The sequence below is a fragment of the Anaerovibrio slackiae genome, assembly GCF_009695585.1.
GTDB lineage: Bacteria > Bacillota > Negativicutes > Selenomonadales > Selenomonadaceae > Anaerovibrio > Anaerovibrio slackiae.
The window spans coordinates 1-12,857 of record NZ_VUNR01000026.1 but is presented as its reverse complement, the minus strand read 5'-3'; the positions used below and the strand labels follow the sequence as shown (position 1 = coordinate 12,857).

Sequence of the window (12,857 nt, the reverse complement as noted above, 5' to 3'; positions counted from 1 at the left end):
GATCAAGCACTACGACAAACTAAAAGCTGTGCTTTGCCGTCAGCTTATTCTAATTCTGTTTTCAACTCAATACTGCTATTGTCTGCAAATACCACTTTGGACACAGTCACCTCAAAGCTGTAACCGTTGATGCCTTCCTTTATCATCTTGTTATCACGGGACAAAAATGGATTGAGGTCATACTGCATGCCAATGGTCGTATTGCCATTCATATTGTTCAGGTCCTTCTCATAGGGAACCGCAAAGTTCTTACCTTCGTTTGTTGTAATCTTCACTGTCCCTGCAATATGTGCAATTCGCTTGTCACTATTGATATTAGCAGGAATACTCAGCTGTATCGCCTGAGAAAATCCCCAGGAGTCCCGATTGACTATTTCTGCCACTGGAGCCTGCAAGCTGATACGCGAATCAATTTCGCTTTGCAACGGCTTGTTAATTTCTGCCAATTTTTCCTTTTTCGCATCCTCTATCGCTTTCAGATACTCTTTCATGTTGGAAATTTGAAGAATTTTCCAGGTTCCATCATCCAGCTGCAGCATCTTGAGCTCAATGGTAAAATCTTTGCCTAACTGCTTATCGGAAAAAATAACTCCAACAACTGAAAAATCACCCTCTTTTCTCAAATCACCAATGCCTTTGAAGCTTATGTTATCAAAGTTCGTTTTCTTTTTGAGATTGTCAGCCGCCTGCTGGCTGTCCAAATTATCCGTCTTTTCCTGCTGTGCATTTTCACTATCACTATTGCCAGTCTTTACAAACTGCTTGACCGAATCATCCAATGCTCCGACAATACCCGGTTTCAGCATTTTTATAAATCCATCAGCAAACCCTTTGATAGTTTCGTCCGTGTCTTCATCGTCCAAAGCAGAGGCCATCAAATCATCATAAGCACAAGATATTATATTTTCTGTATCAACATGACGTGAAAATGTATCATAATCATGTTTTTCTACCGCCTCTTTTATGAGATTGAACGTATAAGTAGGTGTACGCTTATAGTACATATACCCACCTGCTGCTGCCGCGAGCAAAGCAACTATAATGCCTATGGCAATAAAGACTTTATTTTTTCCCATCATATTTTCCTCCTGAATATGTTAATAATTCATATATATTGAATTCTGCAATTATCGTAAAAATCCTTCTTTTTGTGAAAAATTATGAAAAATTTTTTCGATGATAATAATAAAAGAACTTATATCCCAATAGCCGCTTTAGTGAACTCAGGATGATATATCTAATATTTTTCATTTCTTCGATTACGATAGTATGAATTTGATTTTTCTGTTTTTTGTCTGTTATACATGATAAAAAATAACGTGTCTAATTGCATAATCATGGCGATATAAAATACATAACTGTAATAATCTACTACTAAAGTAATACCATATTTAACAAATGTAAGAAAATAAAAAGACAACTTTGCTATTCTGATTTTACAGAAGCAAAGTTGTCTTTTTTATCTTAATGTGGCAGAAGACTCCCTTCCTCTACAGGAGGGAGATGAATGCCACGTCCACCGAATTTACGCAAGTAATTGAGGTGGACAATAGAACATAGTGGTGATATAATAGTAAGTGACAGGAGGTGAACGATGTGTTATAGCAAAAAACTGGCAAGAGAGCAGCGAAAGCTTTCACGTAAAGCAAAAGGCAGTAATAATCGCAATAAGCAGAGAATCATCGTTGACAGGATACACGAAAAGATAGCAAATATCCGCAAGGACTATCTGAACAAGGTTTCCACTAAACTGGTCAAGGAAAACCAACTGATCGGTATAGAGGACTTGCAGGTCAGGAATATGCTGAAAAACCATCAACTGGCACAAGCCATTTCTGATGTATCATGGTCGGAGTTTTTCAGGATGCTTGAATATAAGGCAGTGCCCCATGGCTGCAGAGTGGTAAGGGTTCCTAAATTCTACCCAAGTTCTCAAACTTGCTGTAAATGCGGCTATCAGAATAAAGATACAAAAAATCTTGCTATTCGTGCATGGGATTGCCCGGTATGCGGGTATCATCACGATAGAGATGTGAATGCAGCCAGGAATATTCTGGCTAAAGCAAAAGAAATAATAGCTGCATAAGCTTCAAAGCATAAAAAAATACCGTAGGAACTACGGAAATTAACGCCCACGGAGAGTGTGTAAGACCTTTTGCTAAGGCAGAAGGCTGTTCTCGTAGAAGTGGGAATCTCCCTCCTCAAACGCTAAGCGTTAGGAGGGAGTAGTTCAATTATGCATGAGTTTAAAAAAAGAATTTCAGATCTTCTTCTACTGTGCTAATTCCCGCAATACCAAAGTTCTCTACCAAAACTTTTGCCACATTGGGGCTGAGGAATGCCGGGAGAGTGGGACCGAGATGGATATTCTTCACGCCAAGATACAGAAGCGCCAGCAGAACTATGACAGCCTTCTGCTCATACCACGCAATGTTGTAGGCGATGGGCAGGTCGTTGATATCGTCCAGACCGAAAACTTCCTTGAGCTTCAAAGCAATGACAGCCAGAGAATACGAATCGTTGCACTGCCCGGCGTCCAGAACACGAGGAATGCCGTTGATGTCGCCCAAAGGCAGTTTGTTGTACTCGTATTTCGCGCATCCGGCTGTCAAGATCACAGCATCTTTCGGCAGTGCCTTGGCAAATTCGGTATAGTATTCCCGGCTCTTGGCACGGCCGTCACAGCCCGCCATCACAACGAACTTTTTGATCGCGCCGCTTTTTACCGCATCAACCACCTGATCCGCCAGAGCCAGAACCTGCGCGTGTGCAAATCCGCCGATCAGCTCTCCTGTTTCAATTTCAGTAGGTGCAGCGCATCTTTTTGCGTGTTCAATGATAACGGAAAAATCCTTCTGCTCCCCGATTTCTCCTGGGATATGGGTACATCCCGGATATCCTGCTGCGCCAGTAGTGTAGATTCTGTCTTTGTAGCTGTCTTTAGGAGGCACGATGCAGTTGGTCGTCATCAGGATAGGACCGTTGAAGGATTCAAATTCCTCCTTCTGCTTCCACCACGCATTGCCGTAGTTGCCGATAAAGTTGGGATACTTTTTGAATGCCGGGTAATAGTGGGCAGGGAGCATCTCGGAATGGGTATAAACATCCACGCCGGTTCCCTGTGTCTGCTCCAGCAGCATTTCCAAATCCCGCAGGTCGTGACCGGAAACCAAAATACCGGGATTTGTCCCAACGCCAATATTTACCTTCGTAATTTCGGGATTTCCATAGGCTTCCGTGTTGGCCTTGTCCAGCAGAGCCATACCGGATACGCCGTGTTTTCCGGTTTCCATTGTCAGAGCAATCAATTCTTCTACGCTGAGATTGTCATCCAGTGTAACTGCCAGCGCCCGCTGAAGGAAGGCATCGACCTCCTCATCATCCTTCAGTAGAACATTTGCGTGTTTGGAGTATGCGGACAATCCCTTCAGACCGTAGGTAATCAGTTCTCGCAGAGAACGGATATCCTCGTTTTCAGTAGAAAGAACACCGACAGTTGCGGCTTTTTCTTCCCAATTGCCAGAGCCATTCCATTTTGCCGCTTCGGGCAGACCGGAAGGATCGGCAATCTGCGCCAACAGCACATCTTTTTCAGTCAGTGTGGCACGGATTCTTGCCTCAATGCTCTCTTTGTCAAAATTTGCATTGGTGATGGTGGTGAACAGATTCAGGGTAATCAAGTGATTGATTTCCGCAGATACCTGCTTCCCTTCCTGACGCAGTGCAGTTGTAACAGCTGAAATCCCTTTTGTGACATAGACCAGCAGATCCTGCATAGCTGCCACATCAGGCTTCTTCCCGCATACACCGGACATGGTGCAACCTTTGCACCCGGCGGTTTCCTGACACTGATAGCAAAACATTTTTTGTTCCATAATAGACCTCCTAAAAACTTTTAAGATTTGAAATGATGTAGTTACTTTTCAATCAAAAAAGTATATAGATGCGCTTGAATTAATCTACCCAAGCGATTGCAGACACAGGACACGAATCAATTGCATCCTGCACGGCGCTTTGATTGTCATCGTTTGCTGGTTGGTATGCTTCCGCCTTCTCGTACTCATTCATACGAAAAACTTCGTCGCAGATCCCACAGCAAAGCCCGCAGCCAATGCAGAGATTCTGATCTACTTTTATTTTCATAAAATCACCTCCCTCTGTCAATTTTACATTTGATTAAAATACAACGACCAAAAGCATCTTGAACGCTTCCTGTCCATATACCGCGTGAGGGTGTCCAGCTGGCATGACGATGGATTCTCCTTCATGCAACAGATATTCTGTGCCGTCAATGGTAATTTTTCCAACGCCGTCCAGACAGGTTATGAAAGCGTCGCCGCCCGATTCATGGGTGCTGATTTCCTCGCCCTTTGCGAATGAGAACAGGGTAATACTTACTGCCGGATTTTGCGCCAGCGTCTTGCTGACTACCTGCCCCTCCTGATAGGAGATCTGCTCCTTCAGCGTCAGAACCTCGGCTTGCGCAATGTTTTTCATTTTTTTACTCATAACAGTCACCTCCTGCAATATAATTTGTTTTGTCTGTCGGATATATTCCAAAAACTGAAGAAACGAATCAGTGGTTATTCCAGAATCTTTCCATCAATCGAGATAGTGACCACCTGCCAGGGAATGAATTTTCCGCTTGCCTGCAATGCTTTTTTAGCAGCTAACTCCAGTCCGCCGCAGCAGGGAACCTCCATCCGCACAATGGTCACGCTCTGGATATTGTTGTTTTGGATAATCTGCGTCAGCTTTTCGCTGTAATCCACGTTGTCCAGCTTGGGGCAGCCAATCAGCGTAACCTTCCCACGCATAAAATCCTCGTGCATTCTGGCATAGGCATATGCGCTGCAATCTGCCGCAATCAGCAACTTGGCTCCTTCAAAGCAGGGGGCACCTACTGGGACCAGCTTAATTTGGCAGGGCCACTGCCTCAGCTGTGACTCAGCCTGCATCGGGGCAGAAGGAGCAGATTCCTGCGAATGCTGGATTCGCTGCATTCGGCTGCCCGGGCACCCCGCATGAACACCAACGGAAGGAGAATTCATTCTGTTCTTTTTTCTCATATTTTCCTGCACAGCCTTTTCGTCATAGGCAGCAGCTTCCCGTTCCACAAAGGAAATCGCACCGGTGGGGCAGGTGGGCAGGCAATCGCCCAGACCATCGCAATAATCGTCCCGCAGGAGTTTTGCCTTCCCGTTTACCATGCCGATAGCCCCTTCATGGCAGGCTTCGGCGCAGGCCCCACATCCATTGCACTTTTTATCGTCTATCTGAATAATTTTCCGAATCATGTTTGCTTCATCCTTTCTCTTGCGTTTCTGAATTTAGTATACTATAATATGAAATGAAAGTCTGTTGTTATAACAACAAGGAGTGAAAAATATGAATCTATCCAATACACAACTGTTTCGAGGACTGGAAGAAGCAGAGATTACATCTCTTTTGGGTTGCCTGAATGCCACAACGCGTAGTTTCCAAAAAGGAGAGGTAATCCTTTCAGAAGGAAACATCACGGAAAATATCGGGATCTTGCTGTCCGGCCTGGCAGTGATCTCCTGCAACGATATCTGGGGCAATACCAGTATTTTGGGTCATGTTGCGCCCGGCTCTGTATTCGCCGAGGTGTATGCCTGCATTCCTGGGGAGCCGATGTTGGTTACGGTGTCCGCTGCGGAGGATACATCCATATTGTTTATGAATGTGGGGCGTGTCCTGGCTACTTGTACCAATTCCTGTCCATTCCACACAAGACTTGTCCGAAATCTGCTGACTGTCTGCGCTCACAGAAACCTTCAGCTTTCTCAAAGAATCCAGCATACCAGTTCTAAATCCATTCGGGGGCGGTTGATGTCCTATTTTTCGGAATGCGCCAAACGCGCCGGGAGCAATTCTTTCCTCATCCCCTACAACCGCCAACAGTTAGCTGATTATCTGAATGTGGACCGCAGTACCATGTGTAACGAGCTTTCAAAAATGCAAAAAGACGGAATTATTGAGTACAGCAAGAATCAATTTTTATTAAAAGATAGCTTGATGTTTCAATGTAACCGTCCAAGATAATAACGGCTATCCTCCTGATTGATAATGTGCAATAATAATAGCAGGCAAGGTATTTCAAGTTATCATACGGCCTATGCTATTCATGTGAAACCTTGAATTCCGTTTAAAATTTAGGAGTGATGCCAGCTACCATTATTAAATTTATAACAGCTGTAAAGGAATGATGAAACTGTTCAAAAATACTTGCCATGGAATACACCAATGTGCCTAAAAGATAAATAATATTCTCAAGCAGCTCTTGTATGGGCTGCTTTTTTAGTGCCTATTAACAACAGGGAAAACTTGAACGCTTACCTATAAAGCGTGAATTTGGAGTATACGATTATGTAAAGGATAATTACCCAAAATATGTCTTATCAACGGATGAACTGGATTTCAGCCGTAACGGCATCCGGCATGAAAATATCCGCAGCTTTTTGCTACGCAATGATTGGTAGGTGATACATGCGCAATACGCTATATCAATATACCTGCTAGATGATCCATCTCATGCTGTATGATTTCTGCGGTCAGCCCGGCAAAACGCTGTTTCCTTTTCTGCCACTGCATATCGCGATATATAACCTCTACCCACTGGTGACGTTCAGCAACGCGCTCCCCTGACAGGGAAAGGCAGCCTTCTTTCACGCTATATGTCCTAGGAGATTTTTTCGTATAGCGTGGATTGAGCATAAGCAACAGGCCTTCCCCATTTCCCGCCGTAGCAGCAAGCCCCGCCATACCCGCACCTTGAGCAGCATTAGCCGCCATAGCTCTTGCCTCTGCCTGCGTGTCTACAGCAATAATCGCTTTCGCAATGCCAATCATATTGGCAGCCATACCTATGCACCTGTGGCTATTAGCCTGCAGCGTATCCAGCAGATCCTGTGCTACTCCGTCAATATCCTCTTTAACAGCATCCTCAGCCTTGATTTGTAGCAAATTTACATCACGGATAATTTCTTTTACCATATATCGCCAACTCACATTTTTACTAAAAATTCACCCGGCACCAGCCAGCCTGCATTTTTTGCCAAACTTATGGTGTAGTACCGCTTCATGCCACTATTATATCATAGCTTTGATTTTTTTATATAAACAATTTCAGTTTGTCGTAGTGCTTGATTGTTACTTTTGCGATATATGTACGTTTTAATTATTAGTGCAGGGGAGCTGTCAGAAAAACATCAGCAAATACTCCAATGGTCGGAGAGGCAATACCAATGCAGGCACGCTCGCGCTACTATCCACGCCTAGCGGATGCTAAGCTCTCGCTGCGCCTACGGCTTGCGACTCGCTAAGCACCGAGGCGCGTCTCAGTGCCTTGCATTGGCACCGCCTTCTCCGCCCATCGCATTATCTGCTGATAGTTACACTCCTGCGGCAGCTCCCCACTTACTTATCAGCAATTCCTTATATTTTGCCATAGCAACATGATGATACTTTACGAGCAAGCCTGAAATAGGGGGGCTGGGAGGCTGACGCTACCTGATACTGCCAACTGCTATGCAAGGCAATCTGCTATTATGAGCAGAGTTGTTTGCACAATACGTTTATGCAACGGTTGGCAATGACAGGTTTCGTCAGCCACTTCGCCCCCCTTTTTCAGGCTTGCTCGTAAAGCTGTATGTAGCACTATGGCAACAAGCAACGTATGTCATTTTATCATTTTGTCTATATCTGTTCAGACAAAGAAAGGGATGAGTGAGGACAGTACCCATAGAAAACCTTTGTTGTGCCTCGTTACTTCATTCATCAGAGCCGCAGGCGATAGATGAATGTTAGTAACGCGAGGCACAACTAGGAGCGAGAGCGTGTTTTCTATGGGTAGCTGTCCCGCTCAGCCCATTTTTAATCTGAACAGAGTGCACAAACCAACAAAACTCATCCGTTAATGTTCCAGAAGTCTCATACCTTCACGACGATAAACTAAAATTCTCACCAAAAATAAAAACTTTAACTATACTTTTGATACAATGCATTTACCAACTTTTCAACTTGAGATTTATTTAAGAAAGGAGTCTTTATGGTAGATGCCAAATAGAAATTACGATTTAAAATTGTTTTTATCTCTGCTGGTGACAATGCTGGTAACGCAGATATATCCTCTGGTAATGATTTAGGCAAAATCATGTCAACCTCATGATAACGCTCATTCCCATTATTCATAGGATTATCAGATTTAATACGACCAACAGCAATAATCCCTTTACCTTTCGAATAAAACAGTACATAGTCTCCCTTTGAAAAGCTATTAACAAACCTCTTGGCATCACCATACGCAGAAACTTTATTTTCAGAAAGCATTTCAAATTCATTGGTAGCTGAATATGACAGATTTGTATCAAACATAATACCTTTATTAGAACCTGGCGGTAAATTTATGTTCTCAACATCTGTCATAAACTTTATCCAAAATAAAATGTTCTCTGGTATGATATTAGCCTTTTCTGGATCAATTGCAAAAGAATATATATCAGTTGAAGAAACAGCATAAATATGATTATATTCTTCTGCACCTATTACATTACCCTCCGTTGTTAATAAATAAACATCTCCATTGAGATTCTTGTAATCTGAAGCATATATATCTACCTTTCCCTTCTTTACTTGCAAATATATATGCTTTCTTTTCTCAGCAGCAGGATCCAACATCACACACTCATATTTAGGTGTAGAAATCTTATTGGTAGAAGGTATGCATACATATCCATACTTATCAAACAACCACAATGACAACAAATCTTCAACATCTTCAGGTTGTAGTAAAGAATAAAACTTTTCCTCATCTAATTTCAAGTCTATGCTAGGATATCTGAAACCATCATCACCTGCTTTATATACCATATTATACGACATACGGCTGTAATCTTCTATCCCCTCTTTATGGATACGTTGAAAAGTTGACCCTCGTATAAAAGCAGTTGAAATAGCACCTGGAACTGATTCCTCATCTGCTGTTATCGAAGCCGGATGCCACTGTATATTCGTCAACTGATTTGCTGCATCAACACTAACAGCAGATTCATTAAAAACCCACTTTGATTCAGTTGTTACTCTTCCAAAATAATATTTTCCTTCATCTGCGGAACGCATCCAAATTATGTCATTGGGTTGCACATCATGCAATCTTATAACGCTACTGTAATCATTATAAATTTGATCAGCTAATACCTTATAATCCTCGAAACTCTTTATTCTCTTTCTTTCCTCGGCAGTTAAATGATCCAAACTCCATCCCATTGCAGCTACATTGTTTTGCAAGCAATATTGTGCAATACTTTTTCCGCCAGTATTAACATGTAACCTCCATACAGTCATAAAGCCCCTCCTCATAGTAGCACTTAAATGAATTTCCATCTACGGCATATCTTTTACACCATAAACTATACCTTCTGTAACTATTCGTATATTATATCATGTAATAGAATTTCTAAAACAATATTATTAATATTCTATATACTTTGAAACATTCTATCATCTACGATGATAATATGAATTGTTATATCTTAACAATGGTTCATTACCACCATCATCAAAAGTAGACTTTCCTGCTTCAAAATGTAAATTTGCCCCAATAATCAATCTTCTAACACCTTCTTTTTCCTGTATATAAAATGGTCCTCCAAAATTACTTCCTCCACCAGCCATTTCTCCGATTTTTATTATATAGCACCCATTTAAGTAATTCCCATTAAAATCCAAAACATTGCCATTCTTATCAACCCAATGCCCCTGCAATTTTTGAATAGTCTTCTGATACATTTCTGTTTCTGGAAAATACGATTGACCTGCTTCCGCAATTGACAACGTACCAAATGAGCAATTCACTCCTGCAAATCCAAAAGACAATGCCATAACACACATACATACAGCTACCTTTTTAATAATTCCTTCCATTACTGCTCCTCCTCAAACTTTTTGTTTTCTCTTAATACACCTATCCTCATAGTACCCTTTTCATGCCAAACCATTGGGCATTTTTATCCCAAAACAGCTCTACCACCATATCCACGGCATGCTTGCGATACACCTGGTAAATAACACCTGGCGGTAAATACTCATGGGAACTAATTATCCTCATATTTCCCGTGTTCGTAATACGGCTTTCTATCTGATGCCATTCAAGCGGAGTATGCCCCATTTTTGCCAGATTGTCCAACGAAATAAACTTTACCCATTTTCCCTTATGCTTCCCAACCAGCCAATAACCATTGTTCATGGCATGAGCACCTGATGTAGCCGTAATTTGGTAAAGTATCATTCTAGGATTTTCGGTGATTATTTCATACACCCCATAAGAACCTTCATTGCGCCCTTCATAATAATCAAACGACATGGAGCCGCCCTTGTAATACATCGTCAATCTTCTCTGCCCAGTTATCATAAAGGTTACTTTTTCACCGTCATATTGGTAAAAATCCATCATATCCTTCTGCCCGCCAAAACTTATATAATGCACCTTGCTTATACTTTTAAATCTCATCCCATCATCAGCATGGCATGTTTTACTTGGTAAAATACTTGCAATCATAACTGCAAGCACTACAACCATTCCAAGACCAAATAACTTGAATAAAAAATCTCTCCACACTTTCATATCAACCATTCCTCCATAACTTCATTCCTCCAATCATAACAACTCCTGCTATACGCCTTATTATACTAATAATATAAAATATTTTCAACACTTTTAGTGAATATTAGATACACCTAAAGTAACTGTACTCCCCTTAAAATTAATTTGGAAGGGGGTATCTTATGGTAGAAGGCTTGGCGAATAAATTAAAAGACCTGCGCAGGCAGAATGGTTATTCACAAAAACAGGTAGCTGACAAGCTCATGGTCAGCCCCAGCATTATTTCCGGATATGAGAACTCTGAAAGAACGCCCAGTGTGGAAATACTGCTGAAGCTGGCACACTTATATCGCTGCAGCACGGATTTTTTGCTGGGACTGACCACTAAAACCCCTGTAGAACACGTCGAGTTATGCGGACTGACGACACAGGAGATACAATCCATCAGGATTCTGGTACAATCACTGAAGGAAAAACAAGGCTGCCCAGGCAATAGCAACTAAATTCCTGCTGCAAATCTATTCTAACAAACCCAATGTGCAAAAATATGCACATTAGGCACTTGGCAAATTTAAATTTCAATTTCCTAAAAAACTCCCTTTCAAAGAATTTGTACATTCTTACGAAAGGGAGTTTTTATTCTCTACACTTGCAGATTAGTTTAGTTCTTATTGAAGGCAATCTTCTTCACAAAGCTGGCCAGATACAGCGGCAGGCTGTAAGTAACGGTTTCCACCACATCGTTTACAGCAATATTTTTCATGGAAATTTTGAAACCAATTTCAGGCTTGTATTGCTTGCAAAAACATTGATAGCTTTTGGCTCTGGTATGTATTTCTGCCTTGGCTTCAATCGGAATGATAGTTTCCTGATTGGCAATGAGGAAATCCAGCTCTGCCGTATTGCCGGAACGCCAGAAATAAGGCTCGAGGTTCTGCTTGAGAAGCTCTAAAAGAACATAATTCTCAGTCAAAGCTCCTTTGAAGCTGTTGTAAAGCTGGTTTTCCTGCAGAATAGTTTCTGGTGATAGACTGGCCTGACAGCGCAACAGACCAACATCTGACAAATACACCTTGAAATAGGTACTTTGGGCATAAAAAGCAAGTGGCAGCTGTGGATTGCTGACCAGCTGAAGACGATGTATAAGACCAGCTGAGTGCAGCCATTCCAGTGCATCCTCCAAATCCGCCGCCCGCTTGCCAGTTTTTACATGTGAAAACACGAATTTATTATTTTCCTTGGCAAGCTGCTGAGGTACAGATTGCCAGATAAGCTGCAGCTTCGGTACATCATTGACAGGTGCATACTTTGCAAAATCTGCACTGTAATCATGAAGGATGTTGTTTTGTATCTGTGTTACGGCATCAAAATTTTTAGTTTCCAGCCATGTGGCAACAGCTTCCGGCATACCGCCTGTTATATAGTAATATTTTAAGAATTTTTTTAAAGGCTCTGTATACGCCTCTGCCAACGGCTTATCCGGCAGATATTTATCCGCGCCCGATAAAAGATGTTCCTGGCCGCAAGCTAACAAAAACTCAGCAAAACTCATAGGATACATGACTAGACGTTCAACCTTGCCTACAGGAAATGAAATGCCATCACGCTGCAGGGAAACACCCAACAAGGAACCAGCACAGATGATATGAAGCTCAGGCATTAGCTCGCAAAAATATTTTAGGGATGTGACAGCTCTGGGACATGCTTGTATTTCATCAAAAATCACAAGGGTTTTCCCGGGGACGATGGGCTTTTTATATATTAACCCGCCTAATTCACTTAATATTCGATGCGGGTCAAGGTCATAATCGAATATTGATTGCAATCCGTGATTTCCTTCAAAATAAAAATAAGCCGTGTCCTCGAAGTACCTTCTGCCAAATTCCTTACAAATATATGTCTTGCCACATTGCCTTACGCCTGTAATCAACAGTGGTTTGTGTTTTGACTTCCGGCTCCACGCCAGCATCTCTGTCATAATGCTACGTTCCATATATATCAATTCCTTTCGAGTATATTGCACAACAATTTAACTCCGGCATCCTTATTCTACGTTTTTCCTATGAAAAACGCAAGACTATCTGCGAAGTTCCTATGAAAAATGTTAAATTTCAGTTTATCGTCGTGAAGGTACGAGACTTTTGGAACATTAACGGATGAGTTTTGTTGGTTTGTGCACTCTGTTCAGATTAAAAATGGGCTGAGCGGGACAGCTACCCATAGAAAACACGCT

Annotated in this window: 13 protein-coding genes; 3 read left to right on the top strand and 10 right to left on the bottom strand. The window is 41.9% G+C overall.

What is annotated here, in order from left to right:
- Positions 1-44: 44 nt before the first annotated feature.
- A complete protein-coding gene (locus FYJ84_RS11330) occupies positions 45-1,076 on the bottom strand; it encodes a hypothetical protein (RefSeq protein ID WP_205764223.1) in 1,032 nt (343 codons plus the stop codon).
- 518 nt (positions 1,077-1,594) lie between these two features.
- Here FYJ84_RS11330 and FYJ84_RS11325 point away from each other — a divergent pair.
- Positions 1,595-2,086, top strand: coding sequence for an RNA-guided endonuclease TnpB family protein (locus FYJ84_RS11325; protein ID WP_154407720.1), 492 nt, complete (start codon positions 1,595-1,597; stop codon positions 2,084-2,086).
- Between the two features lie 160 nt (positions 2,087-2,246).
- On the opposite strand, the gene hcp is transcribed toward FYJ84_RS11325, so the two are convergent.
- The 4 genes from hcp to FYJ84_RS11305 form a co-directional block, all read right to left on the bottom strand.
- Entirely contained in the window at positions 2,247-3,875 is a 1,629-nt protein-coding gene (hcp, locus tag FYJ84_RS11320; protein ID WP_154407719.1) for a hydroxylamine reductase, read from the bottom strand.
- A gap of 79 nt (positions 3,876-3,954) precedes the next feature.
- A complete protein-coding gene (locus FYJ84_RS11315; RefSeq protein ID WP_154407718.1) occupies positions 3,955-4,143 on the bottom strand; it encodes a ferredoxin in 189 nt (62 codons plus the stop codon).
- Positions 4,144-4,176: 33 nt separating this feature from the next.
- Positions 4,177-4,509, bottom strand: coding sequence for a cupin domain-containing protein (locus tag FYJ84_RS11310; RefSeq protein WP_154407717.1), 333 nt, complete (start codon positions 4,507-4,509; stop codon positions 4,177-4,179).
- 74 nt (positions 4,510-4,583) lie between these two features.
- Positions 4,584-5,297 carry an ATP-binding protein gene (locus FYJ84_RS11305; RefSeq protein ID WP_154407716.1) on the bottom strand — a complete coding sequence of 238 codons (714 nt, stop codon included), beginning with the start codon at positions 5,295-5,297 and terminating at the stop codon, positions 4,584-4,586.
- Between the two features lie 91 nt (positions 5,298-5,388).
- Here FYJ84_RS11305 and FYJ84_RS11300 point away from each other — a divergent pair, with 91 nt between their 5' ends.
- Positions 5,389-6,066 (top strand): Crp/Fnr family transcriptional regulator, encoded by a 678-nt coding sequence (locus tag FYJ84_RS11300; protein WP_154407715.1) that lies wholly within the window; start codon positions 5,389-5,391, stop codon positions 6,064-6,066.
- Positions 6,067-6,522: 456 nt separating this feature from the next.
- On the opposite strand, the gene FYJ84_RS11295 is transcribed toward FYJ84_RS11300, so the two are convergent.
- The 4 genes from FYJ84_RS11295 to FYJ84_RS11280 form a co-directional block, all read right to left on the bottom strand.
- The gene (locus tag FYJ84_RS11295) at positions 6,523-7,017 is read right to left on the bottom strand and encodes a peptide deformylase (protein WP_154407714.1); all 495 of its coding nucleotides are present in this window, start codon (positions 7,015-7,017) and stop codon (positions 6,523-6,525) included.
- Between the two features lie 984 nt (positions 7,018-8,001).
- Positions 8,002-9,366, bottom strand: coding sequence for a hypothetical protein (locus FYJ84_RS11290; protein ID WP_205764222.1), 1,365 nt, complete (start codon positions 9,364-9,366; stop codon positions 8,002-8,004).
- 156 nt (positions 9,367-9,522) lie between these two features.
- On the bottom strand, positions 9,523-9,945 hold the full coding sequence (locus FYJ84_RS11285) for a hypothetical protein (protein ID WP_154407713.1): 423 nt from the start codon (positions 9,943-9,945) through the stop codon (positions 9,523-9,525).
- A gap of 46 nt (positions 9,946-9,991) precedes the next feature.
- A complete protein-coding gene (locus FYJ84_RS11280) occupies positions 9,992-10,654 on the bottom strand; it encodes a hypothetical protein (protein ID WP_154407712.1) in 663 nt (220 codons plus the stop codon).
- Positions 10,655-10,806: 152 nt separating this feature from the next.
- Between FYJ84_RS11280 and FYJ84_RS11275 the strand changes: the two genes are divergently transcribed.
- Positions 10,807-11,127: a helix-turn-helix transcriptional regulator gene (locus FYJ84_RS11275; protein WP_154407711.1), complete on the top strand. Its 321-nt coding sequence runs from the start codon at positions 10,807-10,809 to the stop codon at positions 11,125-11,127.
- Between the two features lie 158 nt (positions 11,128-11,285).
- On the opposite strand, the gene FYJ84_RS11270 is transcribed toward FYJ84_RS11275, so the two are convergent.
- A complete protein-coding gene (locus tag FYJ84_RS11270; RefSeq protein ID WP_154407710.1) occupies positions 11,286-12,617 on the bottom strand; it encodes an ATP-binding protein in 1,332 nt (443 codons plus the stop codon).
- Positions 12,618-12,857 lie beyond the last annotated feature (240 nt).